The organism is Aeromonas sp. 600948, from assembly GCF_049174875.1.
In the GTDB taxonomy this organism is placed as follows: Bacteria; Pseudomonadota; Gammaproteobacteria; order Enterobacterales; family Aeromonadaceae; genus Aeromonas; species Aeromonas veronii_A.
Genome location: NZ_JAAKTY010000003.1, coordinates 243,304 through 269,170, shown reverse-complemented (window position 1 = coordinate 269,170; position 25,867 = coordinate 243,304). Strand labels below are relative to the sequence as shown.

Sequence of the window (25,867 nt, the reverse complement as noted above, 5' to 3'; positions counted from 1 at the left end):
AACACTTGCACGGGGATGACAATGTTTTACCATGACGGCACTTTTATCAGTCTCTTTGAGAACCCTATGCGTCGCCTTGCCTCTCTTCTCACTCTGTCGTTATTCCCCCTGCTCGGTGGCTGCAGCAGCGCCCCAGCGCCAAAGCCCGTGGTCGTCCCCCAGCCCAAGAGCGCCTTTATCAATCAGGCGCCATCGAGCAAACCCGTTTATACACAAGGGGTTAGCAAGGGGGACTTCGCCAATCGCCCCAACGTGGACAGGTTCGTCCAGAAAATGGTCGAGAAGCACGGTTTTGACAACGCCCAGCTGCATCAGGTGCTGGCACAGGCAGAGCGTTACGACTGGATCATCCGCCTGATGGATGCCCAGGCGCCGACCACCGCGAAGCCCACTGGCCCGACCGGTGCCTGGAACCGCTATCGCGCCAAGTTCATCACCCCGGACAACGTACAGAACGGCGTCAACTTCTGGCGTGAATACGCAAGCGAGCTGAACCGTGCGGAGCAGATCTACGGGGTGCCGCCGGAGATCATCGTCGGCATTATCGGGGTGGAGACCCGCTGGGGCCGGGTGATGGGCAAGACCCGCATTCTGGATGCGCTGGCCACTCTGGCATTTGATTATCCGCGCCGCGCCGAGTTCTTCACGAGCGAGCTGGAAGCCTTCCTGGTGATGACCCGCGACGAGGGGATGGATCCCACCGAACCCAAGGGCTCCTATGCGGGCGCCATGGGCTACGGCCAGTTTATGCCCTCCAGCTTCCAGCGCTATGCGGTGGACTTTGATGGCAACGGCCACACCAACCTGTGGGATCCGGTAGATGCCATCGGCAGCGTCGCCAACTACTTCAAGGCCCACGGCTGGGAGAAAGGCCAACCGGTTGCGGTGCGCGGTCAGGGCCAACTGCCCGGCTATGAGCATGGCTTCCAGACCCGCTACCCGGTCGCTACCCTGCGCCGCGCAGGGCTCACCCCCACCAGCACCCTCGGCAACCACAGCGAAGCGAGCCTGCTGCGCCTCGATGTGGGCACCGGCTACCAATACTGGTACGGTCTGCCCAACTTCTACACCATCACCCGCTATAACCACAGCACCCACTACGCCATGGCGGTATGGCAGTTGGGGCTGGCGGTGAAGGCGGCGCGCTGACAACTCGCTGGCATAAAACAGACAATGAAAAAGGAGCCATTATGGCTCCTTTGTTATATCCAACGTTCCACCCCATCAGGGGCTCAAGGATGGCTACCTGATTTAGACGCCTGCCTTGGCCAGTGCCGCGGAGACGATCTGCTGGGCCTCTTGCTGGATGAGGTCGAGGTGCGCGTCGCCCTTGAAGCTCTCCATATAGATCTTGTAGATGGACTCGGTACCGGAGGGGCGCGCCGCGAACCAGCCGTTCTCGGTCACCACCTTGAGACCGCCGATGGCGGCATCGTTGCCAGGTGCCTTGGTCAGCTTGGCAATGATGGGCTCACCAGCGAGCGTTGAGGCTTCTACCAATGCCGGATCCAGCTTGGAGAGCACCGCTTTCTGGGCGCTGTTGGCCGGGGCGTCGATACGGCGATAGCTGGAGCGGCCAAACTTGGCTTCCAGTGCGTCGTAATGAGCCTGCGGATCCTTGCCGGTGACCGCCAGAATTTCCGCCGCCAGCAGCGCCAGAATGAAGCCATCCTTGTCAGTGGTCCAGACGGTGCCATCTTTGCGCAGGAAGGAGGCGCCCGCGCTCTCCTCGCCACCAAAGCCGAACTCGCCGCTGTAGAGGCCATCCACGAACCACTTGAAGCCGACCGGCACCTCTTTCAGGGTGCGGCCAATCTCACCGGCAACCCGGTCGATCATCGAAGAGGATACCAGCGTCTTGCCAACGGCCGCATCCGCAGACCAGCCGGTGCGATGGGTAAACAGATACTGGATTGCCACCGCCAGATAGTGGTTCGGGTTCATCAGGCCGGACTTGGTGACGATACCGTGACGGTCGTAGTCAGGGTCGTTGCCAAGGGCGATGTCGAACTTGTCTTTAAGGGCAATCAGGCTAGCCATGGCGAACGGGCTGGAGCAGTCCATCCGGATCTTGCCGTCTTTATCCAGGGTCATGAAGGAGAAGGTCGGGTCGACCTTGTAGTTCACCACCTCGATGTTCAGGCCGTAGGTCTTGGCGATAACGTCCCAGTAGGCAACGCCGGAGCCGCCCAGCGGATCGACACCGATCTTGATACCCGCGTTCTTGATGGCGTCCATGTCCAGCACGTTCTTCAGATCATCCACATAAGGGGTGACATAGTCGTGCTCGACCACGAACGGGCTCTTGAGCGCTTCGGCGAACGGCATCCGCTTCACACCGGCCAGACCCGCTTCCAGAATGGCGTTGGCACGATCCTCCACCCACTTGGTGATCTCCCCTTCGGCGGGGCCACCATGGGGCGGGTTGTACTTGAAGCCACCATCTTCCGGCGGGTTGTGGGACGGAGTGATCACCACGCCGTCGGCGCGCACTGCAGGCTTGCTGGCCCCTTCTTTGCCAGAGTTGTAGCGCAGGATGGCGTGAGAGATGACCGGGGTCGGGGTAAAGCCCATACCGGCTTGAATGCGAGTTTCAACGCCGTTGGCCGCCAGCACTTCGACGGCGCTGGCAAAGGCGGATTCAGACAGGGCGTGGGTATCCATGCCGACAAACAGCGGGCCAGTGATGCCGGCCTGCTGGCGATACTCCACCAGGGCCTGGGTCACCGCCAGAATATGGGATTCGGTAAAGGCGCTGTGCAGGGCGCTGCCACGGTGGCCGGAGGTACCAAAGGCCACCCGCTGCTCGGGGCGGCTCATGTCCGGCTTGTTGAGGTAGTAGGCGCTGACCAGACGGGGGATGTTGGTCAGGTCGCTTAAACGGGCCGGTTGACCGGCGTGGGAATGCTGAGCCATGGCGTTTTCCTTGCGTAATGGCGGCCTTGCCGGGCAAGGCCTGAGTCTTGAAGAATCGTTAAATGGCGCCACACACCAGCGCGATCACCTCTTCGCCATAGCCCATGCTGGCCATCAGCTGGGCCACCATGTTCTGCTTGCGGCTGGTGTTGGTGTTGGTGATCACCCAGAACGGGGTCTCCGGTACCGGCTTGGGCTTGGTGGTGCTGCCACTGGCGCGCAGAGCCTCGGGATCCTGCGAGAAATAGACGCGCTTGCGCCCCTTGATTTCGGTGGCCTGGGTAAAGCCTTCCGGGTTATCCCGGTAGAGGGTACTCAGCACCAGCATAAAGCGGTTGATGGACTTCTCTTCCTTTTGCAGCTCACCGGAATCGAGCAAGGCTTGCAGCCCTTGTTGGGTGGCTACCGTACTGGACTGTGCGACGGCAACTGGCTCGGCAACCGACACACCTTGGTGAGCAGGCTGTTCCAGCAGACGGCGCAGGATATCGGAGGCACTCTCACCAATGTGCCGGGTCTGGCTGGCGATATAGAAGTAGAGATCGTCATCAAGCTCGATGGTTTTCATAGGGATGCGCTGGACTCGTCGAAATTCGGATGCGGCGATTATACATAGGCAAACCCGACAGCCCAAGCAAGGGGCTGGCAGATGTACATGAATCTCATCGAGAATACGGCATAATAGCGGGCCAAGTGTGTGATCAGCCGCACTGATAGCCGATCCGGACGGGATTTTTTAGAAAAAAAACCACATAAAATCCCAATCCATTGGACGAAATCCTTTTCTTTCCAGTGCGTTAAATAAAACAGCGATACGCACCCACGACCGACAAGGTGTCATTTTGCAACAAAACAGCATATTGAACTTCAAGGAGCAGGGTCAGGGACCGGCGGTCATTCTGATCCACGGCCTGTTTGGCAGCCTCGACAACCTCGGCCTGCTGGCCCGTGCCCTCGGCGAACACTATCGGGTGGTCAGCGTCGATCTGCGCAACCACGGAGCCTCCTTTCATAGCAGCGAGATGAGCTATCCGGCGCAAGCGGCCGACATCCTGACCCTGATGGATCGGCTGGAGATTGCCGAAGCCACCCTGATTGGCCACTCGATGGGTGGCAAGGTGGCGATGCAGGTCGCCAAGCTGGCGCCAGAGCGGGTGACCAAACTGGTGGTGGCCGACATGGCGCCGGTCGCCTATCCCCACTCCCGCCACCAGAATGTCTTTGCCGGACTCAACGCCACACGACGCACGCCGCCGCAAAGCCGCAGTGAAGCAGAAGCCATGCTGGCGCAGCATATCGAGATCGCCGGGGTACGCCAGTTCCTGCTCAAATCGTTCGCCAGAGGCGAGCATGGCTGGGGATGGTGCTTCAATGTGCCCGCCCTTGAGCAAAACTACGCCAACATCATGGGCTGGCCAGAGGATGAACGCCGCTTCGAGGGGCAGGTGCTCTTTATCAAAGGGGGGGATTCTGACTATATGCAGCCCCAATACAGCGAGACGGCACTGGCCCAATTCCCGGCGGCAAAGGTGCGTGTCATCGCGGGTACCGGCCACTGGCTGCATGCGGAAAAACCGGCTCTGTTCAACAAATTGGTTGTGGATTTCCTGTCGACAGGCGGTTAACAGTTTCAAATCCTTTGTGATATAGTGCGCCCGTCATAAGGAGTGTGCGCAATCCATGCTAAGTGAACATATCGACCTGATCGAAAGTTTGGGCCTCAAGTTATTCTTTGTGGCCATTTTCATATTGATTGGCCTGGCCATTCAGGACGTGCTCAAGCGCGGCAACGTGCCCCGTTTCGGTCGTTTTATCGTCTGGTTGGTACTGTTTCTGGGTTGTGCGGGTTTTGTCGCCAAGGGGCTGATCGAACTGGGCTGGGAAGGCTCAGGACTAGGCTAACAATTTTCATCTGTGATGTATGGCCAAACAGCAAACTGATCGAACAACACTGGATCTGTTCGCAAATGAGAAGCGCCCCGGCAGGCCAAAGACCAATCCACTCCCCCGCGAGACCCAGCTCAAGATCAACAAGCGTAACCAGCTTAAGCGCGATCGGGAAAATGGGCTGAAGCGGGTAGAGTTAAAGGTGGAGGCCGAGTTGCTGGAGCGCCTGAACCAACTTGCGTTACAACAGAACATCAGCCGAGCCGAGCTGATCCAATCTATCCTGAAACAACAGATTGAGTCCGCCTTTGCGGTGGACATTGCAGTCTGAGCGTTGAGCATTAACACCAAATACGGGTAACTAAACACTATGGCAAGTGTAGGTCTGTTTTTTGGCAGCGATACCGGTAACACCGAAGCTGTCGCCAAGATGATCCAGAAAGAGCTGGGCAAAAACCTGATTGAAGTCCGTGACATCGCCAAGAGCAGCAAGGCCGACATCGAGAGCTTTGATCTGCTGATGTTCGGCATCCCGACTTGGTACTACGGCGAAGCCCAGGCCGACTGGGACGACTTCTTCCCCGATCTGGGCGAAATCGACTTCACCAACAAGCTGGTCGCCATCTTCGGTTGCGGTGATCAGGAAGACTATTCCGAGTACTTCCTCGACGCCATGGGCACCCTGCGCGACATCGTCGAAGCCAAAGGCGCCATCATCATCGGTCACTGGCCGACTGCCGGCTACGAGTTCGAAGCCTCCAAGGCACTGGTCGATGACAAGCACTTTGTCGGTCTGGGTATCGATGAAGATCGCCAGCCGGAGCTGACCGCCGAGCGCGTCAAGGGCTGGTGCAAGCAGCTGCACGAAGAGATGTGCCTGGGCGAGCTGGAGTAATCCGCCTCCCCTCATACCTCTGACAACAAGGGCCCCGACGGGGCCCTTGTTGTATCTGCTTGTTGCGATGCCTGCCTTTATTCTTCCCTGTTATTCACCTCTGTGCTCCGGTTTGGCCCGCACATAGAGGGTGCGCTTGACCTGCGCCACCAGCTCGCCGCTCTTGTCTTGTACCGTCACCTCGAATTCGGGGAAATGCTTGTTGCCACCTTCAGTCGCCGCCACGATTTCGGCCAGCTTGCCCTCGGTCAGGTTGAACTCGGCCACCAGCTTGCCCTTGCCCGGCTTGATGTAGTTGATGCTGCCCGCCTTGTCCCAGACGTAGTAGCGATTCTTGAAGTAGCCCATCAGCATCAGCGGATAGATGGGGTCCGTCATGGCAAACATGCTGCCGCCAAACTGAGTGCGGTTGGCGTTCTTGTTCCACCAGCGGGATTTCAGGGTCACCCGACAGTAGCGAAAGTCATCGCTCAGGGTCTCTATCTTGATACCGGCGCCCCAGAAGGGGGGCCAAGCGTTGAGTGCGCGGCGCACCCAGGCCGCATTGTCAAAAAGCCAATCCATGGATCTCATCCGACCAGAAATATGAAAGTTACATCTTATCAACATCTGCCATGCCAGCAAGTCGGACGACACGATTGATTATTTCAATCCAACCGGCCATTTATGGCTAAACCCCTTGAATTGCTGGGTTTATTTTTAGGGAGGCTACGACCTATAATGACAGGCCAAGCGAGTTCAAGGTTGCCATTCCTGCGGCAGTCCATCAGAATAACCCCACCTTCGAGAATGCGAATAAGTAGAATATGGCAGACAACAACCAAGCGTTAAAAAAGGCCGGGCTCAAGATCACCTTGCCCCGGGTCAAAATCCTGGAAATCCTGCAACAGCCGGACTGCCAGCACACCAGCGCCGAAGATCTCTATAAACGACTGATCGACCTGGGTGAAGAGATTGGTCTCGCTACCGTCTATCGCGTTCTCAACCAGTTTGATGATGCCGGTATCGTTACCCGTCACCACTTCGAAGGTGGCAAGTCGGTATTCGAGCTGGCCACTCAGGAGCACCACGACCACCTGGTTTGCCTCGACTGCGGCAAGGTGATCGAGTTCTCCGACGAGGTGATCGAACAGCGTCAGCGCGAGATCGCCAAGAAATTCAATATCCGTCTCACCAATCACAGCCTCTACCTCTACGGTCACTGTGCTACCGGTGAGTGCAAGCACGACGAATAAGTCGCCCGCGACTTGCAGATAACGGACAATAAAAAAGCCAGCATCAGCTGGCTTTTTTATTGTCCGGCGCAGGCCGTGGCATCGCACAGGGCAGGGTCTCCCCTGCCCTACTGAGTTAGCCTTCGACTTTGCCCCAGGAGTCGCGCAGGGCAACGGTGCGGTTGAACACCAGATGCTCCTGGCTGGAGAGCTTGTTGTCGGCGCAGAAGTAACCTTCACGCTCGAACTGGTAAGCTTGCTCCGGCTTGGCGTTCTTGAGCGAAGCCTCGACACGGGCCCCCTCGATGATCACCAGAGATTCCGGGTTCAGCGCGGCTTCGAAGTCATCCTCGGCGCCCGGGTTCGGCACCTTGAACAGACGGTCGTAGAGACGCACTTCCGCTGGCAGGGAGTGAGTGGCGCTGACCCAGTGGATCACCCCTTTCACCTTGCGGCCATCGGCCGGATCCTTGCCCAGAGTCTCGGGGTCGTAGGAGCAGTAGATGCAGGTGACTTTGCCATCGGCATCTTTCTCGATGCGCTCGGCCTTGATCACATAGGCATTGCGCAGACGCACTTCCTTGCCCAGCACCAGACGCTTGAACTGCTTGTTCGCCTCTTCTTTGAAGTCCGCTTCGTCGATGAAGATTTCACGGGTAAAGTTCAGCTCGCGGGTCCCCATCTCGGCATTGCTCGGGTGGGCCGGGGCAGTCAGCACTTCGTCGGCAGCCAGATTCTCGATGACCACTTTCACCGGATGCAGCACGGCCATGGCGCGCGGCGCATTCTCGTTGAGGTCTTCACGGATGCAGGCTTCCAGCATGCTCATCTCGACGATGTTGTCCTGCTTGGTCACGCCGATGCGCTTGCAGAACTCGCGAATGGAGGCCGGAGTGTAACCACGGCGACGCAGACCGGAGACGGTCAGCATGCGCGGGTCATCCCAACCATCGACGTGCTTCTCGGTCACCAGCAGGTTCAGCTTGCGCTTGGACATGACGGTGTATTCGAGGTTCAGACGAGAGAACTCGTACTGACGCGGGTGGCAGTCGATGGTGATGTTGTCCAGCACCCAGTCGTACAGACGACGGTTGTCCTGGAACTCCAGGGTACAGATGGAGTGGGTGATCCCTTCCAGCGCGTCCGAGATGCAGTGGGTGAAGTCATACATCGGGTAGATGCACCACTTGTCACCGGTCTGGTGGTGGTGGGCAAACTTGATGCGGTAAATAACCGGATCACGCATCACCATGAAGGGAGATGCCATGTCGATCTTGGCGCGCAGGCAGGCGGTGCCTTCGGCGAACTCGCCGTTCTTCATCTTGGCAAACAGCGCCAGGTTCTCTTCCACGCTGCGATCGCGGAACGGGCTGTTCTTGCCAGCTTCAGTCAGGGTGCCACGGTACTCGCGCATCTGCTCGGGCGTCAGCTCGTCCACATAGGCCAGACCCTTTTCAATCAGCTCTATGGCGTAGCCGTGCAGCTTGTCGAAATAGTCGGAGGAGTAGCAAATCTCGCCGTTCCACTGGAAGCCGAGCCACTGTACGTCCTGCTTGATGGACTCTACGTACTCGATATCTTCCTTCACCGGGTTGGTGTCATCGAAACGCAGGTTGCACTGGCCCTGATAGTCGCGGGCGATGCCGAAGTTCAGGCAGATGGATTTGGCGTGGCCGATATGGAGATAACCGTTCGGCTCGGGCGGAAAACGGGTATGCACGCTGCTGTGCTTACCGCTGGCCAGATCTTCATCAATGATCTGACGAATAAAGTTAGTTGGGCTGTTCGCCTGACTCATGGCTCACCTCAAAAAAGCGTCACTGGCGGAAGTTGTGCCGGCTGGCACCCTCATCCCCCCGCCGTCAAGCCGGGTATGATCCCTTATTACGGGCGCTGTCTCAACCTGAATTTGGCACTTCCGGGCCATTTCCCGGCCATTGCTCCGCTAAAAACGGCGTGGCTTTGCACATTGCGCCCCAAATGCATAAAAAAGCCCCGCACTAGGCGGGGCCGAAAGTGATGAAAAACACAAAACAGACAATTACACACAACAAAGGCTCACACGCACAGTCAACCTTTCCCAAATCCGATGCGCCATCGCCCTTGGGAAAGGCGGGTCTTGCGACCCACCTCATGTTAACGGTTGACTGCTATCAGTTCAGTTCGGTGACACGGCTGGTGCGTTTGCCATCGAAGCTGGTGGTACGCAGGTAGACCTTGCCGTTCACGCTCGGCTTGGCCGCGGCGTCATAGGCACTCCAGTTGGTACCGTCCAGGCTGTACTGGATGGGCAGACCCGGCAGATCCACGTTCGCTTCCAGCACACCGTTCACTACCTTGGCACCCGGTACGGAGAGGCGGTATTCAACACCGGCCTGATCCAGCTTCGGCAGCACGCGCTGACCCAGTACGTTGGCAAACTGGTTCCACTCTTTGTTGAGGGTGGCCTTGTTGACGAACTTGGTCTCGCCGGAGAACTCGCGACCCTTCACATAGTTCAGCTCAAAGCCACCTTTGTGCCAGGCACGCTCGGCCACAGAGAAGATACGCGGGTAGACCATGTACTCGTACTGAGCATCGGTACGCACAGTTTCACTCCACTGCTGACCGGAGATCCCCTTGAACTTGACCGGATCCTGGTCACCCTTGGCCACGAAGGCATTGCCGTCGCGGTCAACCGAGGTCTCGGCGTTCTGCGGCAGGTTTTCCGGGGCGAAGGCGAACACCTTGCGGGTGTCGTTGAAACGGGTTGCCCAGTAGTAGCCACGCTCGGCCGGGTGTACTTCGTTCGGGAAGTCGAAGTAGAGGTAATCCGGGTTGGACAGCACCACTTGGTAACCCTTGTGGGCCCACTTCATCGCTTCGTTGAAGCCACCCCAGTAGAGGGTTTCCCAGAAGTTGACACGGGTGTTGTCGGTGGCGAAGTCCTTGGCACCGCTGGCGTACTTCAGACCATCTTCCCACGCCTGCAGGGTAGAGAAGCCGCGGTCTTTGACCATCTGGCCCACTTCCTTGGCGAAGTAAACCGGCAGCTCGCCCACTTCCTTGATCTTGCCTTCATCGATCATCTTCTGGCACATCGGGGACTTGCCAAACGGTTTGTCCTGCTTGCTGGAGTCGACGTTACCTTTCCAAGCGACCAGCTCTTCTTTCTTGGTGACGGCCGGATCCTGATAGCCACCGCCCTGCATGATGTTCTTCGCCTCATCACCACCGTAGTGCCATGCGGTCAGCGGCTGACCGGCGGCCTGGTGCATCTGGGCAACTTCATCCATTACCTTGGCCACGAAGGTGGCAGCACCCGGCTGGCAAGGGTTGATGAAGGACATCTTGTCGTAGAACTGGACGGAGGTGACGTTGGAGGTGTCAGCCGGATCAGTCAGACGGAACTGGTTGGCTTCCGCTTCTTTGCCTTCCGCCATCAGACGCTTGTAGCGCGCTTCCATGGAGACCACGGCAGCACGGGCGTGAGCCGGCATGTTGATCTCGGGGATCACGGTCACACCGCGTGCCTTGGCATAACGCACCAGATCCACGTAGTCAGACTTGCTGTAGAAACCGGAACCCTGGTTGTCGCTGGTCGGGCCGGAACCCAGTTGCGGCATCAGGCACTTGGTTTCGGACTCGTCGTGGCAACGCTGGCTACCGACCTGGGTCAGCTCCGGCAGACCCGGGATCTCCAGACGCCAGCCTTCATCGTTGGTCAGGCCAAGGTGCAGCACGTTGAGCTTCATGGCAGACATCTGGTCAACCAGCTTCTTCATGGTATCCAGACTGCGGAAGTGGCGGGCCACGTCGGTCTGCATGCCACGGTATTCAAAGCGCGGCGCATCCTCGACGGTCATCGGGCTCACCAGCTTGTCATCAACACCCAGCAGGGAGATCAGGGATTGTGCACCCCAGAATGCCCCATCGATGTCGCGACCCTGGATCACTGTGCCCTTCTGACCGATGGTCATGTCATAGCCTTCAGCCTGCTTGAGCTTGCTGCCGAGCTTGATGGTCACCGGGTAGCCGGTGTCGGAGAGGGTAACACCCAGCTTGGTCAGTTGAGCCTTCAGGGCCTCGGCGCGATCGCTCGGCAAGTCCAAGGCATTGAGTTTGATGGTGGAGAAGTCAACCTGCGGACCAGCTTTGACTACCTGCTTCATCGGGGTCGGCAGGATCTGGTTGTCAATCTTGCCAGCCGGCAGCAGGGTGCTGGTCTGGTTGGCCGCGAAACGGGTCTCGCTGTTCATCAGGATGTTCTTGTCATCCTTGGTACGCTTCCAGCCATCAGCCGGCATCGGCTTCTCGTAGGTGCTGGCATCATTGATGTTGCTCATGCTGGCCAGTACTTTCGGCTCGGCACCTTCGCTGGCGACATACCAGTTCGGCATGATGTCAGATTCGAACAGTACCCAGTATTCCACCACCAGCGGCACTTCGACCGTGGCATCCTTGGCAAAGCCCTGGAACTTCTCGGTTGGCGTCAAACGATAGAGATCGCCGGTCAGGTGAGTGATGGTGAACTGGTCGTTATCCACACGCTGGATACGACGGATGGAGGAGACGTAGATGCTCCAGTCTTTGGAGGTCACGTCCGCACCGGTATTGGTCAGGTGCAGCTTGGCAACGCCACAGCTCGCCCACTCGGAACCGAGTGCCTGGCAATCGAGGCCGGCACCGGCACCGTCGTTGGTGACCACTTCATACTTGACCACCAGGTTGTTGGCGAGGGAGTCGACCACTGCCTGCTTGGCGGCATCGGCTGCCTGGACCTGGCTGACAAAAACGGTAGACATGGCAATGGCTAACAGAGAATGTTTCAAGTTCATAACTGCTGCTCTCATTTGAAGTAAAGGTTGGATTTTCTTGGCTTTTTTATATGGGGCCCCTGAGCGGGGCCCTTAGTTATGTCAACAATGGACTTAGACTTGAGGTGAGCGAGTCGCTCGATTAACGCAGGGCTTTCATCTCACCGGCGATGATTTCGGCCAATGGGCCCAGAATCACCTGCAGGTTCTGCTCACCGAGTTTGACCACACCGGCCGCACCCAGGGCTTTCAGCTTGCGCTCATCGACGATGCTGCGGTCTTTCAGAGTCAGACGCAGACGGGTGATGCAGGCATCGATGGAGACCAGGTTCTCTTGACCACCCAACACTTCCAGGTATTGCTTGGCCAGCTCGGTACGGTTGGTAGATTGAGCGGCAGCCGGAGCACTCTCTTCGTCATCTTCACGACCCGGGGTTTTCAGGTTCAGCTTGGCAATCACTACGCGGAACACGGTGTAGTAGAGGCCGAAGAAGACCAGACCCTGAGGGATCAGCATGTACCAGTTGGTCGCCAGCGGGTTACGGCTGGAGAGCACCATATCCACCAGACCGGCACTGAAACCGAAACCGGCCATCCACTGCATGGAGGCAGCGATGAACACGGAGATACCAGTCAGTACGGCGTGGATGACATACAGTACCGGCGCCACGAACATGAAGGAGAACTCGAGCGGCTCGGTTACACCAGTGAAGAAGGAGGCAAAGGCAGCTGCGATCATGATGGAAGCAACTTTCTCTTTGTTCTCTTTCTTGGCGGAGTGGTAGATGGCCAGAGCGGCACCCGGCAGACCGAACATCATGATGGGGAAGAAGCCAGCCTGGTACATACCGACCACGCCTTTCACCTGATCCAGGCTCTTGCCAGCGGCCAGAGCGGCATCGATGGTAGCCTGACCACCCAGGAAGTTCGGGATGTCGTTGATACCGGCCACGTTGAACCAGAACACGGAGTTCAGGGCGTGGTGCAGACCGATCGGGATCAGCAGACGGTTGAAGAAGGCGTAGATACCGGCACCGGTAGAGCCCAGGCTCACGATGGACTCACCGAAGGAGACCAGACCACCGTAGATTGCCGGCCATACGGCCATCAGGATGAAGGATACGACGATCATCACCACGGAGGTTACGATCGGTACCAGACGACGACCGGAGAAGAAGGAGAGTGCCTTGTGCAGCTCAACGCTGCTGAAGCGGTTGTACAGCTCAGCGGCGATAACACCACACAGGATACCCACGAACTGGTTGCTGATCTTGGCAAACGCGGCAGGAACCTGCTCCACCGGGATGCTCTTGATCTGGGCCACAGCGCCCGGGCTCAGCAGGGTGGTAACGACCAGGAAGCCGACCAGACCTGCCAGAGCAGCAGAACCGTCTTTATCCTTGGACATACCGTAAGCGACACCGACGGCGAACAGTACGGACATGTTATCGATAATGGCTGCGCCCGCTTTAATCAGGAAGGCAGCCAGCGCACTGTCACCACCCCAACCATTCGGGTCAATCCAGTAGCCAACCCCCATCAGGATCGCGGCGGCAGGCAATACCGCTACCGGCACCATCAGGGCACGGCCGATCTTTTGCAAATAACCGAGAATGTTCACGGTTCCTCTCCTTAGTTAATGTTTTTCTAGAAATTAAGTGCTTATCACGTTTGACGCATAAGCCATCAAGGCTTGATTGGCAGTCTAGGGCTTTTATTTCGCTGCGCAAATTAATAAACCGATAATCGTGATCGTTATCACCCAAACAAGATAAAGGTGGTGGATAGATGTGGCTTAGTTCGCAATCTTTATTTACGCTATAAAACAACTTGAATCCGTCTTAGCCAATTGCCACCGCCAAACCGGTCGCAACCCGACACAGAGGTATCCCATATGCGCCTGATCCCGTTGAAATCTGCCAGCCAAGTAGGCCTGTGGTCTGCTCGTTACATCGTTGACCGCATCAACGCGTTCAAGCCGACCAGCGATCGCCCTTTCGTACTGGGCCTGCCCACCGGTGGCACCCCGCTCAACACCTACAAGCGCCTGATCGAGTTGCACAAAGCCGGTGAAGTGAGCTTCCAGAATGTGGTCACCTTCAACATGGACGAGTACGTCGGCCTGCCGGAAGATCACCCGGAGAGCTACCACAGCTTCATGCACAACAACTTCTTCAGCCACATCGACATTCGTCCCGAGAACATCAACATCCTCAACGGCAATGCCGAGGATCTGGTGGCCGAGTGCAAGCGCTACGAAGACAAAATCAAGTCCTACGGCAAGATCCACCTGTTCATGGGGGGCGTGGGTAACGACGGCCACATCGCATTCAACGAGCCGGCCTCTTCCCTCTCCTCCCGCACCCGGGTCAAGACCCTGACCGAAGACACCCGTATCGCCAACTCCCGCTTCTTCGGTGGCGACATGGAGCAGGTGCCCAAACTGGCCCTGACCGTGGGTGTCGGCACCCTGATGGATGCGGAAGAGATCATGATCCTGGTCACCGGTCACGGCAAGGCACTGGCCCTGCAGGCCGCCGTGGAAGGCAGCGTCAACCACATGTGGACCATCTCCACCCTGCAACTGCATCCGAAGGGAATGATGGTGTGCGACGAGCCCTCCACCATGGAGCTCAAGGTCAAGACCGTTCGTTACTTCCAGCAGCTGGAAGCCGCCAACATCGGCCGTCTGTAAGGAGTCGTCATGTACGCATTGACCAACTGCACCCTCTACACCGGCAGCTGCGTGCTGACCGGCTACGGGGTGCTTATCGAGGGCGACAAGATTGTCGCCATCTCTCACCTGGCCGAGCTGCCTGCAGGCATCGAGCAGATTGACCTCAAAGGCGCCAACCTGACCGCCGGTTTTATCGACGTGCAGCTCAACGGCTGTGGCGGGGTGATGTTCAACACCGACATCACGGTCGAGACCCTGGCAACCATGCAGGCGGCCAACCTCAAATCCGGTACCACCAGCTTCCTGCCGACCCTGATCACCAGTCCGGATGCGGATATGAAGCAGGCCGTTGCGGTGACCCGTAACTACATGGCTGCACACCCCAACGAGGTGCTGGGCGTCCATCTGGAAGGGCCTTACACCAACCTCAAGCGCAAGGGGATCCACCCTGCCGCGCAAATTCGCCAGCCAGCGGACGAGATGATCGACTTCTTCTGCGCCAACGCGGATGCCATCACCAAAATCACCCTGGCACCGGAGCGCAACGAGCCGGCCCATATCCGCCGTCTGGTGGAAGCGGGCATTCTGGTCTCGGCCGGTCACACTGCCGCCAGTTACGATCAGGCGATGGCCGGGTTCGATAACGGTATTCGCTTTGCGACCCACCTCTACAACGCCATGACCCCGACCCTCAACGGTCGCGAGCCGGGCGTCGTGGGTGCCATTTACGATCGCAAGGATGTCTATGCGGGCATCATCGTCGATGGCCACCATGTGCACTGGGCCAACGTGCGTCTGGCTCACAAGGCGCTGGGGGAGCGACTGGTGCTGGTCACCGATGCCACCGCGGCAGCCGGAGCGCCGGAAGGCTTTGAGAAATTTGATTTTTGTGGCACCACCGTCTTTTTACGCGATGGTCAGTGTGTCGATGAGAATGGTACACTCGGCGGTTCCTCCCTCACCATGATTGAGGGGGTGGAAAATCTGGTCAAGCAGGTCGGATTACCGCTCGATGAAGCACTGAGAATGGCCAGCCTCTACCCCGCTCGCGCCATTGGATGGGACTCACGTCTCGGTAGTATCCAGGTCGGTAAAGTAGCCAACCTCACTGTCTTCGATCAGGACTTCACGGTCCGTGGGACCGTGGTTAACGGACACTACACACAACAGTGACATCATGACTGGCGGACAAATAGCAAACGTAGATCTTATCAAGCAGGTCAACAGTGCAGCCGTGTATCGGCTCATCGACTTGCAAGGCCCCATCTCCCGGGTCAAGATTGCCGAGTTGAGTCAGCTGGCCCCGGCCAGCGTGACCAAAATAACCCGGCAACTGATCGAGCATGGCCTGATTAAGGAGACCTCTCCGCAAGCCTCAACCGGCGGGCGGCGTGCCATCTCCCTGACCACCATCAAACATCGCTTTCAGTTTGTCTCTGCCAAGCTGGGCCGCGGCTACCTGCAACTGAGTCTCTATGACCTCGATGGCAAGGAGCTCGACCAGCACGTCATTCAGGTGACCGAGATCGATCAGCAACCCGTGGTCGACATGCTACTGCGGGAGATTGGCGCCTTCATCGATGCCAACAGCGAACGCTGTCGCAACCTCATCAGCATCGCGCTGACCATGCCGGGTCTGGTCAACCCGGAATCCGGTATGGTCATCTACACCCCCAAGTACCAGATCCGCAATCTGGGGCTGGCGAAGCTGCTTGAGAACCACTTCAACCTTCCCTGCTACGTGGGTAACGACACCCGTTCCCTCGCGCTGGCCGAACACTTCTTCGGTGAGTCCCGCGACTGCATGGACTCCATTCTGGTGAGTGTTCACCAGGGGACGGGCTCGGGGATCATCACCAAGGGTCAGGTGTTCCTCGGTCAGAACCGCAACGTCGGCGAGATCGGCCATATCCAGGTCGAACCGCTCGGCAAGCGCTGCCACTGCGGCAACTTCGGCTGCCTCGAGACCATCGCCTCCAACGAGGCCATTGTCGACAAGGTGAAAGAGCTCATCAGCCGCGGTCACCAGAGCGTGCTGCAAGAGAAGCACATCACCATTCAGGAGGTGTGCAAGGCGGCGCTGGCGGGCGATGAACTGGCCCGCAGCGTCATCGAGAACGTGGGTGAGCATCTGGGACGGGCGGTGGCGATTACGGTCAACCTGTTCAACCCGCAGAAGGTGCTGATCGCCGGAGAAATCACCGCCGCCGAAGAGCTCCTCTTCCCGGCCATTCGTCGCTGTGTCGAGCATCAATCCCTGCCGAGCTTCCACCGTGGCCTGCCCATCGTGAAGGCCCGCTTCCAGAACCAGCCGACCTATGGCGGCTTTGCGCTGGTCAAGCGCGCCCTGCTGGAGGGAGATCTGCTGCAGATCATCATGGAGCAGAAGTAAGACACTGATCTTGCGAGATAACAAAACGGCAGCCAGTGGCTGCCGTTTTCTATTGTGTGCTTGCTAGCGGTTTAGCCCGCCCGACATGGCTTGAACAGATCCAGCTTGTTGTCGTAAACACTCGTCTGCACATCCATGATCCCCAGCATGGAGTGAAAGAGGTTGTCATGGGAGAAGCGCTGACTGCTCGCCTCCGCCGCCAGGCAACCCATATCAAGCTGGCGATCGGCCTGTAACTGGGGCGAGAACCAGGTCAGCAGCGGCACCCGGGTCTGATCATCCGGCGCAAACTTGTAGGGCGTGCCGTGCAGATAGAGCCCCATAGCCCCAAGGGATTCGCCGTGATCGGAGAGATAGACCAGTCCCACATCGTACTGGCTCTCCAGCAACTTGAGCTTGTCTATCAGCAGCCCCACCACCTTGTCGGTGTAGCGGATGGTGTTGTCATAGGTGTTGACCAGCTCTTCGTTGCTGCAGTTTTCGATGTCGCTGCGCGGGCAGTCGGGCACGAATACCCGATCAGTGGCAGGATAGCGGCGATAGTAGGTCGGGCCATGGCTACCCATCAGGTGAAAAGCCACCAGCTTGTTGCCCTTCATGCCGGCAATCTGCTGATCCAGCCCCTCAAGCAGCACCTCGTCATAGCAGGACTCCCCCTGACAGAGCGCAGGATAGGATTTGGGGAGGATCTCGATGGTCGGTACATTGCGGCACACCCCTTTGCAGCCGCCATCGTTCTCTTTCCACAGCACAGATACACCGGCATGTTGCAGCACATCGAGCAGGCCGTCACGGGAGCTGGCAAGCTGTTCATCGTAACCGCGGCGAGTGAGGTTGGAGAACATGCAGGGCACCGAGACCGCAGTGGCCGTACCGCAGGAACGCACATCTCTGAACGACACCACCCCCTGCTCTTTTGCCGTAAAGCTGTTGGTCGCCTTGCCATACCCGTTAAGGGAGTAGTTCTGGCTGCGCGCCGTCTCACCCACCACCAGGAACATCAAAGTCGGCTTGCTTCCCCGTGCCACCACCCTGGCATCTGTCCCCAAATACTGGTAAGGGATCGGCGTGGCAAACAGCACATCCCGCCCATACTTGTAGAGGCCGTGCACATAGTTGGCTGGCACAATCTCTTTGGCCAGCGACTTGTTGTTGCGCCCGACCGAGGCGTAATCCTGATAGTAAAGTGACGCGACGCCCCCGATAAACAGCAGAGAGATAGCCAGTGCACCCGTCCGCAACGCCAACCCCTGATACCAGCGAGCCGGATAGCGGATCCGCAGTGACCAGAGCACCATAACAGGCAGCAGCCCGGTCAGCAGAAACCAGAGCGCAACCGAACCATTCAAATAGGCCCCCGCCTCACCGCTGTTAGTCTCTACTATGTTCTGGATCATGCCGGCATCAAAGATGACGCCGTATTTGAGCATGGCGTAACTGACGATGGAGCCACTCAGGATCAGCACGGTAAAAAACGGCTTGAGCACAAACCGGAACGTGAAGGGAATAAACACTGTATTTAGCGCCGCAATCAGCACCAGCGGGATCGAAATGACAAATCCGGCTTTGACGTGACTCAGCTCACTGAGCGCCGTGTAAAAGTGCAACAGGATTGGCCAGTTGAGAACCAGCGCGAAAAAGAGAACAAGCAGCAGATTGGTCTGCAGTACACCGAGGGTTACACGCATAAACAACTCCTACATACCGGCCTGCAGTACAGGGGGCCGGTCAAGCCAACAAAAACTACGGGGCCAGCGTAGGAAGTAAAACTTAAGAGCAAATTAAGAGCCCTCTGATGCTAGTGCGCTTTATCACAGCGCGGGGGATCCCACTCCCCTTAATGGATTTTTAGTTGTCTATCCATCGGATTTTGCTAGCTTGTTGAGTAGGCATTCCAGAAATGCAGGTTAACCGATGGCACTGATCCAAGCCTCCATAGAACAGTTGCGGGTAGGCCACTATATCCATCTCCCCACCGGATGGACCAACCACCCGTTTATGTTCAATGCCTTCAAAATCAAAGATCAGCAGCAGCTGGATATCATCCGCCACCTTGATCTGAGCCTGATGATGGTGGATCCGGACAAGAGCGATCTGCCTATCGAGCCACTGTTGCGTGGCGATATCCCCGATGCCGGGCCTGATCTTGATGAACTGGAAGAGCTGATTGCCTCGGGCCCGCCCCCCTTTGACGAGAAAGCCTTTCGCCGCTCCATGCGCGCCGCCGACAAGGCCTTTGGCCAGTCCATGAGTGAGCTGCGCGATGCACTCGGGGCGCTCAACCTCAAACCGGATGAGGGGCTGGCCAATACCGCCCAGATCGTCCGCAATGCCGCCTTCACCCTCAGTCAGCATGAAGGGCCTCTCGGGCTCCACCTTATTCGCAGCCCCCACACCGATATCCTGCTGCAACACAGCCTCAATGTGGCTTTCATTGCCATGCTGATGGCACGCGAATTGGGGATGAATCCTATAGAACTGGAAGAGACGGGACTTGCGGGACTTATCCACGATATCGGTGAACTGAAGATCCCGAGCCAGATCACCCAAAAACGCGGGGATCTCAACAAGGCCGAGCAGAACTTCCTCAATATGCATCCCCAGTACGGATTTGACATGCTGACCCAGCTCAACGCCTTTGAACCGAAAATCCGTCAGGTCGCCCATCTGCACCACGAGCGGCTCGATGGCAGCGGGTATCCGCTCGGGATCAAGGGCGGGGAGATCCCGCCGCTGGCGCGGTTGATCGGGCTGGTCGACTTCTACGATGAGCTGCTCCATCCCCGCAACAGCGGCAACCCGGCCGCGCCGAGTCAGGCCATCAGCCAGCTCTACAAGTTATCCCAGAAGAAGTTCGACCAGAATCTGGTCAAGTTGCTGGTCAAAGTACTGGGGGTCTATCCGCCGGGATCACTGGTGAAACTCTCGGACGAGAGCATCGCGCTGGTGCTCTCTACCGAACCCACCATGCCCCTCAAGCCGAAGATCCTGCCCTATATCAAGGCCCAGCGGCCAGAAGCCGTCGCCATGATCGATCTGCGGGAAGATGAACGCACCATCACTGCTTTTATCAAACAGGAAGAGCTGGATGAGGGACAACGGCAGTTCTTCAACCTGACCCGCCGCTTCTGCTACTACTTTGCATTCTGAGTTATCCCCAGAAGCTGGGGATAACTCATTGGACAAACCGGAATAATTGCTCAAACCCCCATCAGAAGGTTGCCAACTGACCATGTATAAAAAACGCCCAGCCAAGGGGCCGGGCGGAGCATGCCACCTCCGTGTGGCGTATCCAGCGGATACATTCATGCTCCATCCATCAATATCAACCCGCTGCCGCTTACACAAATATCAATTTAACATGCTGATTTAATATGGTTTTATCCACTTGTTCTGGCAAACTGACGGCCCGTTGCGCCCAGTTGGGCCAACAGAACAAGATCCTGATCACACTTATTCACGGGCTGGCTATTTTTTCAGCTGGCGTATGAGGAGCGTTTTTTATGCAGTTGGTCCTCTCCTTGCTGCAACAGATGAGCGTCAGCCTGGTGATCGCCTATCTCTTCTCGAAAAGCCCGCTGCTTCGCCCGCTTGCCAACTATTCAGTGAGGCTTCCTCACAAGATACTGATATACATAATATTTTCATGTTTTTGCATCCTCGGAACCTATGTAGGCCTCGATATCGACGATGCCATCGCCAACACCCGGGCGGTCGGCGCCGTCTTGGGGGGATTATTGGGGGGACCGCTGGTGGGCTTTCTGGTGGGGCTGACCGGCGGTCTGCACCGCTATACGCTGGGGGGATTTACCGATCTCGCCTGCGCCATCTCCACCACCTGCGAGGGGTTGCTCGGGGGCATGGTGCACTGGCGCCTGATGCGCTCGGGACGAACGGATGCCCTGTTTGAACCGCGCATCGCCTTTTTTACCACCCTCTACGCCGAGATCATGCAGATGGTCATCATCCTGCTGGTGGCGACCCCGTTCGACAAATCCCTGCTGTTGGTGCGCACCATCGCCACCCCGATGATTCTGGCCAACTCCTGCGGCGCGGCGCTCTTTATCAGCATGATCCGCGACCAGCAGCGGATGTATGAGAAGTTCTCCCGGGTCTTCTCCGCCAAGGCGCTCAATATCGCCAACCGTACAGTGGGGATCATGAGTCAGGGCTTTACCCCACAGGCAAGCAACAAGATTGCCCGCATCATTCAGGAGGAGACCGGCGTTGGGGCGGTCGCCATCACGGACACCGAGCAGATCCTCGCCTTTATCGGCACCGGCGAAGATCACCATCTGCCGGGCACCCCCATCGCGTCAGCCATCACCATGCAGGCCATCGCCCAGAACAAGGTGCTGTTTGCCGATGGCAACAGCCAGCCCTATCGCTGCAGCCTCTCCTCCGCCTGCCAGCTGGGCTCGGTGCTGGTGATCCCGCTGCAGGGGGACAAGGGGGTGATCGGCACCATCAAGCTCTACGAGCCGAAGAAGCGGCTGTTTCTCAAGATCAACCACACCCTGGGGGAAGGGATTGCCAACCTGCTGTCACAGCAGTTGCTGGCCGGTCGGCTGGAGCAGCATCAGCGGCTGCTGGTGCAGTCCGAACTCAAGCTGATCCAAGCCCAGATCAACCCCCACTTTCTGTTCAACACCCTCAACACCATCAGTGCCATCACCCGGCGCGATCCGGACAAGGCGCGGGATCTGCTGCTGCATCTGTCGCTGTTCTTTCGCAAGAACCTCAAACGCCAAAGCGGCCTTGCGACTCTGCAGGAGGAGCAGGAGCACTGCCAATCCTATCTGGAGATCGAGCTGGCCCGCTTTGGCGATCGGCTGACGGTGATAAACGAGATCCCGCCCCATCTGGCCACACTGCGACTGCCCAGCTTCACCCTGCAACCGTTGATCGAGAATGCCATCAAGCACGGCATCTCGACTCTGCTGGAGCAGGGGCGTATTCGCCTCTATACCGATGAGCATCCCACCAGCGTCACCATCCACGTGGAAGATAATGCAGGCACCTGGCAAGCGCATCCCGCTGGCGACGGTCTGGGCATGACCATTGTCGATCGGCGACTGAAAAGCGCCTTTGGCGAGCGCTATGGCGTGACTATTGCGTGCGAGCCGGAACAGTGGACCCGGGTCTCGTTCACCATCCCCAAGGAGCAATCATGATCCGCACCCTGATTGTCGATGACGAACACTATGCCCGCGAAGAGCTGAGGCAACATCTGACCTGCGATCCTGCCATCGAGATCGTGGGGGAAGCGGCCAACGCCATCGAGGCGCTGCCGCTTATTCAGCGCCTCAAGCCTGATGTGGTGTTCCTCGATATCCAGATGCCCAAGCTGAGCGGCATGGAGCTGGTCGCCATGCTCGACCCCCTGCCCCGCATCGTCTTTGTCACCGCCTTTGACGAATATGCCATTCAGGCCTTTGAAGAGAACGCCTTCGACTACCTGCTCAAGCCGGTGGAGCCCGCCCGGCTCGCCAAGACCCTCGCTCGCCTCAAGCAGGATATCTCCCCGCAGCCCATCGAGCGGCTGGCCCCGACTATCGAACATATTCCGGGCTATCTGCACAATCGGGTCAGGCTGCTGCCCATCGCGCAGGTGGAGTATGCCTTCTCCGATCTGGGCGGGGTCCATGTGGCCTGTCAGGGCGAGCTGTTCCACACCCAGCTCACCCTCAAATCGCTGGAAGAAAAGAGCCCGCTGCTGCGCTGCCACCGCCAGTATCTGGTCTCCCCCAACGCCATCTTCGAGATCCAGCTGCTGGATAACCAGCTGGCAGAGATTGTCACCCCGAGCGGCGCCCGGGTGCCGGTCAGTCGTCGCTATCTCAAGGAGCTCAAAGATCAGCTGGGGCTGGACTGAGCCGCGGAGTGTGCGCCTGATCACAGCCGCCGACCGCTCGGCGCGCCAAAGCGCCGCTCGGGGAGTTTCACCTGCCAGTCAGGCGCAACCGTTTTAGACTCGCGCTGCACACTAAAAAATAACAATGCAGGAGCGTAGCAATGATCTGGTTCTTCCTCTGTGTCGGCTTACTTGTGGCCGGCTACTTCATATACGGCAAATTCATCGAACGGATATTCAGCCCGAAACCCGAGCTGAAAACCCCCGCCATCACCATGGCTGACGGGGTGGACTATGTCCCGATGTCGGACAAGAAAGTCTATCTGGTTCAACTGCTCAACATCGCAGGCGTCGGCCCCATCTTCGGCCCCATCCTGGGTGCCCTCTACGGCCCGGTCGCCATGCTGTGGATCGTCTTTGGCTGCATCTTCGCCGGTGCGGTACATGACTACTTCTCCGGCATGCTGTCGGTACGCGCCAAGGGGGCCTCGGTGCCAACCGTGGTCGGTGAGCATCTGGGCACCGCCGCCAAGCACTTCATGAACCTGTTTGCCGTGGTGCTGCTGATGCTGGTGGGCGTGGTATTCGTGCTGAGCCCGGCGGGCCTCTTGGCCAACCTCACCTCCACCGATCTGGTCTACTGGATTGTGGCAATCTTTGCCTACTACATCCTCGCGACCATTGTCCCCATCGACAAGATCATCGGTCGCTTCTATCCCATCTTCGGCGCCCTGCTGGTCTTCATGTCGGTCGGCCTCATCGTTGGCCTGATCGCCTCCGGCAAAGGCTTCTACAACACCGGGATGGACTTCTCCAACCTGCACCCGACCGAACTGCCGCTCTGGCCGCTGCTCTTCATCACCATCGCCTGTGGCGCGGTATCCGGCTTCCACGCCACCCAGTCACCACTGATGGCGCGCTGCATGCAGAACGAAAAATCCGGCCGCTTCATTTTCTACGGTGCAATGATCGGTGAAGGGATCATCGCCCTTATCTGGTGCACCCTGGGTCTCTCCTTCTACGACAGCACCGAAGCGCTCAACGCTACCATGGCCAACGGCGGCCCGGCAGCCGTGGTACACGAAGTCTCCACCAGCCTGCTCGGCACCGTGGGCGGCATTCTGGCCATTCTCGGTGTGGTGATCCTGCCTATCACCTCGGGCGACACCGCGTTTCGCAGTGCTCGCCTGATCGTGGCGGACTTCCTGAAGATGACCCAGAAACCGCTGGCCAAGCGTCTGCTGATTGCCATCCCCATGTTTATCCTTGGTTTTATCATCTCCAAGGCTGAATTCGGGGTGATCTGGCGCTACTTCGGCTGGGCCAACCAGACCACCGCCGTCATCATGCTGTGGGCTGCGGCTGCCTACCTCATCAAAGAGGGCAAGCTGCACTGGATCTGCACCATTCCCGCCATGTTCATGACTGCTGTGGTGATCACCTATCTGGCCAACGCCCCCATCGGATTCGGGCTGGAGATGGGGACCTCCACCATCATCGGCCTGACTGCAACAGCGGCCATTACCGTGGTCTTCCTGATGAAATTCCGCCAGCCGCTGGTCAGCAGTACCAGCGAAGGGTAAAGCAGCAAAAAATTGCTGCGAAAGCAGCACAAAAAAGGCGCCTGATGGCGCCTTTTTTAATGACAAAAAGACTAATAAGACAACTGTCGAACGGCTTCAGCTTCAATACAGCGAATAGCTTTAAGATTCCGGGCAAACTGACGATAAATGTGTGATTCTTAATTGCTTTAGTGCTTGTTGGAACCCATGATTAAGCTGTGCGTCATGCCAGTGGAGGTTATAAATGGCCCTTGATTATTTTGCCCTTGGTCTGCTCGTCTTTGTCGGGCTAGTCATTTTTTATGGCGTCATCGTTATCCACGATATTCCTTACGAGATTGCCAAACATCGGAATCACCCTCATCAGGATGCCATTCACGTGGCAGGTTGGGTCAGCCTGTTTACCCTGCACGTGCTGTGGCCCTTCCTCTGGATCTGGGCAACCCTCTATCGCCCCGATCGCGGCTGGGGCTTTAGCCAGCGGCTGCAAGAAGATGAAGAGGAGCTGGCGGCCCTCAAGCAGGAGTTGGCGGATCTGAAGAGCCGTATCAACACTATCGAACAGAGTGAGCAACAGGGATAAACCATGGACCTGCTACTGATCCTGACCTACACGGCGCTGTGTGTCGCCATATTCAAAATCTTCCGCATCCCGCTCAACAAGTGGACCGTCCCCACCGCAGCATTGGGTGGCGTGCTGCTCATCGGCACCCTGATCATGCTGATGAACTACAACCACCCCTACTCCGAGATGGCGCGCAACTACTACGTCTCCACCCCCATAGTGCCGCTGGTCAAGGGCCGGGTGGTTGAGGTGCCGGTACAGGCCAACCAGCCGGTGAAAAAAGGGGATGTGCTGTTTCGCATCGATGACGAGCCGTTCCGCCTGAAAGTGGAGAGCCTCACCGCACGGGTCGAATCCAACCGCGAACACCTCAAGTCCATCGAGGCGAGACTGCGCTCCGCCAGGCTGGATCGGGATCGCGCCAGCGACCTGATGCGCCGTGGCGTGGGCAAGCAGCGCGACCTCGACGTCACCCAGGCCAACGTGGACGACATCGTGGCCCAGATTGACCAGCAGAAAGCCACCCTGAACGATCTGCAGGCCCAGCTGATGGAAGCCAAGTACCAGCAGTCACAAACCGTGGTCTATGCCCCGAGCGATGGTCATGTGGTGCAATTGGCCCTACGCCCCGGCATGATCGCCACCCCCTTCATGTATCGTCCGGTGATGACCTTCATCCACAAGGATGACACCGCCTACGTCGGCTGGTTCTGGCAGAACAGCATGCAGAGACTGGCGGTGGGCGATGAGGCCGAAGTGGTGATCGATGGCGTACCCGGCAAGATCTTCAAAGGCAAGGTGACAGCCGTGGTTCCGGCCATTGCCGCCGGTAACGTGCAGGCCAACGCCGGTCTGCTGGATCAGACCACGGCGGTGCGTCCGGGTCGCCTGCCGGTGGTTATCTCCATCACCGACCCCGAATGGGCCAAGTATCAGATGATTGCCGGTGCCAGCGGGCAGGCTGCCATCTATACCCACTACTTCCACCATGTATCTGTGATGCGCAAAGTGCTGCTGCGCATGGCAAGCTGGATGAACTACATCTTCCCGTTCCATTGATCAGCACCCAAGCACCCTGCGGGCCGGCATCATGCCGGCCCGCTGTTTTT

22 protein-coding genes are annotated in these 25,867 nt (G+C 58.0%); 15 read left to right on the top strand and 7 right to left on the bottom strand.

Going from position 1 to position 25,867, the window contains the following annotated elements; genetic code table 11:
• Positions 1-66: 66 nt before the first annotated feature.
• On the top strand, positions 67-1,149 hold the full coding sequence (gene mltB, locus G5182_RS04320; RefSeq protein WP_227340870.1) for a lytic murein transglycosylase B: 1,083 nt from the start codon (positions 67-69) through the stop codon (positions 1,147-1,149).
• A gap of 102 nt (positions 1,150-1,251) precedes the next feature.
• On the opposite strand, the gene pgm is transcribed toward mltB, so the two are convergent.
• Positions 1,252-2,916, bottom strand: a complete 1,665-nt coding sequence (gene pgm, locus G5182_RS04315; RefSeq protein WP_227340871.1) for a phosphoglucomutase (alpha-D-glucose-1,6-bisphosphate-dependent) — start codon at positions 2,914-2,916, stop codon at positions 1,252-1,254.
• A 58-nt stretch (positions 2,917-2,974) separates the two neighbouring features.
• Positions 2,975-3,484, bottom strand: coding sequence for a replication initiation negative regulator SeqA (seqA, locus tag G5182_RS04310; protein ID WP_227340872.1), 510 nt, complete (start codon positions 3,482-3,484; stop codon positions 2,975-2,977).
• Positions 3,485-3,758: 274 nt separating this feature from the next.
• Between seqA and G5182_RS04305 the strand changes: the two genes are divergently transcribed.
• From G5182_RS04305 to fldA, 4 genes are read left to right on the top strand one after another with little or no spacing between them, the layout of a single operon-like run.
• Entirely contained in the window at positions 3,759-4,541 is a 783-nt protein-coding gene (locus G5182_RS04305) for an alpha/beta fold hydrolase (RefSeq protein ID WP_227273363.1), read from the top strand.
• Positions 4,542-4,596: 55 nt separating this feature from the next.
• Positions 4,597-4,818, top strand: a complete 222-nt coding sequence (locus tag G5182_RS04300) for a DUF2788 domain-containing protein (RefSeq protein ID WP_005334296.1) — start codon at positions 4,597-4,599, stop codon at positions 4,816-4,818.
• Between the two features lie 19 nt (positions 4,819-4,837).
• Complete coding sequence (ybfE, locus tag G5182_RS04295) at positions 4,838-5,134, top strand: LexA regulated protein (protein WP_005334297.1); 297 nt, start codon at positions 4,838-4,840, stop codon at positions 5,132-5,134.
• 39 nt (positions 5,135-5,173) lie between these two features.
• On the top strand, positions 5,174-5,698 hold the full coding sequence (fldA, locus tag G5182_RS04290) for a flavodoxin FldA (protein WP_005334298.1): 525 nt from the start codon (positions 5,174-5,176) through the stop codon (positions 5,696-5,698).
• Positions 5,699-5,788: 90 nt separating this feature from the next.
• Here fldA and G5182_RS04285 read toward each other — a convergent pair whose 3' ends face one another.
• Positions 5,789-6,262 (bottom strand): DUF4442 domain-containing protein, encoded by a 474-nt coding sequence (locus G5182_RS04285; protein ID WP_005334300.1) that lies wholly within the window; start codon positions 6,260-6,262, stop codon positions 5,789-5,791.
• Between the two features lie 242 nt (positions 6,263-6,504).
• On the opposite strand from G5182_RS04285, the gene fur reads away from it, so the two are divergent.
• Positions 6,505-6,933, top strand: a complete 429-nt coding sequence (gene fur / locus G5182_RS04280) for a ferric iron uptake transcriptional regulator (RefSeq protein ID WP_005334301.1) — start codon at positions 6,505-6,507, stop codon at positions 6,931-6,933.
• A gap of 115 nt (positions 6,934-7,048) precedes the next feature.
• Here fur and glnS read toward each other — a convergent pair whose 3' ends face one another.
• From glnS to nagE, 3 genes are all read right to left on the bottom strand, one after another.
• Positions 7,049-8,710 carry a glutamine--tRNA ligase gene (glnS, locus tag G5182_RS04275; protein WP_421254212.1) on the bottom strand — a complete coding sequence of 554 codons (1,662 nt, stop codon included), beginning with the start codon at positions 8,708-8,710 and terminating at the stop codon, positions 7,049-7,051.
• Positions 8,711-9,065: 355 nt separating this feature from the next.
• Complete coding sequence (locus G5182_RS04270; protein ID WP_005334304.1) at positions 9,066-11,729, bottom strand: beta-N-acetylhexosaminidase; 2,664 nt, start codon at positions 11,727-11,729, stop codon at positions 9,066-9,068.
• Positions 11,730-11,850: 121 nt separating this feature from the next.
• Positions 11,851-13,329, bottom strand: coding sequence for an N-acetylglucosamine-specific PTS transporter subunit IIBC (nagE, locus tag G5182_RS04265; RefSeq protein ID WP_058056009.1), 1,479 nt, complete (start codon positions 13,327-13,329; stop codon positions 11,851-11,853).
• Between the two features lie 273 nt (positions 13,330-13,602).
• Here nagE and nagB point away from each other — a divergent pair, with 273 nt between their 5' ends.
• The 3 genes from nagB to nagC are packed head-to-tail and all read left to right on the top strand — an operon-like array spanning position 13,603 to position 16,777.
• On the top strand, positions 13,603-14,403 hold the full coding sequence (nagB, locus tag G5182_RS04260; protein ID WP_005334308.1) for a glucosamine-6-phosphate deaminase: 801 nt from the start codon (positions 13,603-13,605) through the stop codon (positions 14,401-14,403).
• Positions 14,404-14,412: 9 nt separating this feature from the next.
• The gene (gene nagA, locus G5182_RS04255) at positions 14,413-15,558 is read left to right on the top strand and encodes an N-acetylglucosamine-6-phosphate deacetylase (protein ID WP_421254211.1); all 1,146 of its coding nucleotides are present in this window, start codon (positions 14,413-14,415) and stop codon (positions 15,556-15,558) included.
• A gap of 4 nt (positions 15,559-15,562) precedes the next feature.
• Complete coding sequence (gene nagC, locus G5182_RS04250) at positions 15,563-16,777, top strand: DNA-binding transcriptional regulator NagC (RefSeq protein WP_216954163.1); 1,215 nt, start codon at positions 15,563-15,565, stop codon at positions 16,775-16,777.
• 71 nt (positions 16,778-16,848) lie between these two features.
• On the opposite strand, the gene G5182_RS04245 is transcribed toward nagC, so the two are convergent.
• Positions 16,849-18,465, bottom strand: a complete 1,617-nt coding sequence (locus G5182_RS04245; protein WP_421252182.1) for a phosphoethanolamine transferase — start codon at positions 18,463-18,465, stop codon at positions 16,849-16,851.
• A gap of 226 nt (positions 18,466-18,691) precedes the next feature.
• On the opposite strand from G5182_RS04245, the gene G5182_RS04240 reads away from it, so the two are divergent.
• The 6 genes from G5182_RS04240 (at position 18,692) to G5182_RS04215 (ending at position 25,817) form a co-directional block, all read left to right on the top strand.
• Positions 18,692-19,927: an HD-GYP domain-containing protein gene (locus tag G5182_RS04240; RefSeq protein WP_421171966.1), complete on the top strand. Its 1,236-nt coding sequence runs from the start codon at positions 18,692-18,694 to the stop codon at positions 19,925-19,927.
• 353 nt (positions 19,928-20,280) lie between these two features.
• Positions 20,281-21,951 (top strand): LytS/YhcK type 5TM receptor domain-containing protein, encoded by a 1,671-nt coding sequence (locus G5182_RS04235; RefSeq protein WP_421254210.1) that lies wholly within the window; start codon positions 20,281-20,283, stop codon positions 21,949-21,951.
• Positions 21,948-22,652, top strand: coding sequence for a two-component system response regulator BtsR (btsR, locus tag G5182_RS04230; RefSeq protein ID WP_421230655.1), 705 nt, complete (start codon positions 21,948-21,950; stop codon positions 22,650-22,652). Before G5182_RS04235 ends, btsR begins: the two co-directional genes overlap by 4 nt.
• Positions 22,653-22,792: 140 nt before the next feature.
• Positions 22,793-24,214, top strand: coding sequence for a carbon starvation protein A (locus tag G5182_RS04225; RefSeq protein ID WP_421254209.1), 1,422 nt, complete (start codon positions 22,793-22,795; stop codon positions 24,212-24,214).
• Positions 24,215-24,437: 223 nt separating this feature from the next.
• Positions 24,438-24,776 (top strand): DUF3302 domain-containing protein, encoded by a 339-nt coding sequence (locus tag G5182_RS04220; protein ID WP_257124649.1) that lies wholly within the window; start codon positions 24,438-24,440, stop codon positions 24,774-24,776.
• A gap of 3 nt (positions 24,777-24,779) precedes the next feature.
• Entirely contained in the window at positions 24,780-25,817 is a 1,038-nt protein-coding gene (locus G5182_RS04215) for an HlyD family secretion protein (RefSeq protein WP_421221454.1), read from the top strand.
• The last annotated feature ends 50 nt before the right edge of the window (positions 25,818-25,867 follow it).

Excerpts from the sequence above, each read along its gene's own strand:
- fur (WP_005334301.1), top strand. The coding sequence starts at position 6,505 with ATGGCAGACAACAACCAAGCGTTAAAAAAGGCCGGGCTCAAGATCACC.
- G5182_RS04235 (WP_421254210.1), top strand. The coding sequence starts at position 20,281 with ATGCAGTTGGTCCTCTCCTTGCTGCAACAGATGAGCGTCAGCCTGGTG.
- G5182_RS04285 (WP_005334300.1), bottom strand. The coding sequence starts at position 6,262 with ATGGATTGGCTTTTTGACAATGCGGCCTGGGTGCGCCGCGCACTCAAC.
- G5182_RS04220 (WP_257124649.1), top strand. The coding sequence starts at position 24,438 with ATGGCCCTTGATTATTTTGCCCTTGGTCTGCTCGTCTTTGTCGGGCTA.
- nagC (WP_216954163.1), top strand. The coding sequence starts at position 15,563 with ATGACTGGCGGACAAATAGCAAACGTAGATCTTATCAAGCAGGTCAAC.
- glnS (WP_421254212.1), bottom strand. The coding sequence starts at position 8,710 with ATGAGTCAGGCGAACAGCCCAACTAACTTTATTCGTCAGATCATTGAT.
- pgm (WP_227340871.1), bottom strand. The coding sequence starts at position 2,916 with ATGGCTCAGCATTCCCACGCCGGTCAACCGGCCCGTTTAAGCGACCTG.
- nagB (WP_005334308.1), top strand. The coding sequence starts at position 13,603 with ATGCGCCTGATCCCGTTGAAATCTGCCAGCCAAGTAGGCCTGTGGTCT.
- fldA (WP_005334298.1), top strand. The coding sequence starts at position 5,174 with ATGGCAAGTGTAGGTCTGTTTTTTGGCAGCGATACCGGTAACACCGAA.
- seqA (WP_227340872.1), bottom strand. The coding sequence starts at position 3,484 with ATGAAAACCATCGAGCTTGATGACGATCTCTACTTCTATATCGCCAGC.
- G5182_RS04215 (WP_421221454.1), top strand. The coding sequence starts at position 24,780 with ATGGACCTGCTACTGATCCTGACCTACACGGCGCTGTGTGTCGCCATA.
- ybfE (WP_005334297.1), top strand. The coding sequence starts at position 4,838 with ATGGCCAAACAGCAAACTGATCGAACAACACTGGATCTGTTCGCAAAT.
- G5182_RS04225 (WP_421254209.1), top strand. The coding sequence starts at position 22,793 with ATGATCTGGTTCTTCCTCTGTGTCGGCTTACTTGTGGCCGGCTACTTC.
- G5182_RS04270 (WP_005334304.1), bottom strand. The coding sequence starts at position 11,729 with ATGAACTTGAAACATTCTCTGTTAGCCATTGCCATGTCTACCGTTTTT.
- G5182_RS04245 (WP_421252182.1), bottom strand. The coding sequence starts at position 18,465 with ATGCGTGTAACCCTCGGTGTACTGCAGACCAATCTGCTGCTTGTTCTC.
- G5182_RS04240 (WP_421171966.1), top strand. The coding sequence starts at position 18,692 with ATGGCACTGATCCAAGCCTCCATAGAACAGTTGCGGGTAGGCCACTAT.
- G5182_RS04300 (WP_005334296.1), top strand. The coding sequence starts at position 4,597 with ATGCTAAGTGAACATATCGACCTGATCGAAAGTTTGGGCCTCAAGTTA.
- nagA (WP_421254211.1), top strand. The coding sequence starts at position 14,413 with ATGTACGCATTGACCAACTGCACCCTCTACACCGGCAGCTGCGTGCTG.
- mltB (WP_227340870.1), top strand. The coding sequence starts at position 67 with ATGCGTCGCCTTGCCTCTCTTCTCACTCTGTCGTTATTCCCCCTGCTC.
- btsR (WP_421230655.1), top strand. The coding sequence starts at position 21,948 with ATGATCCGCACCCTGATTGTCGATGACGAACACTATGCCCGCGAAGAG.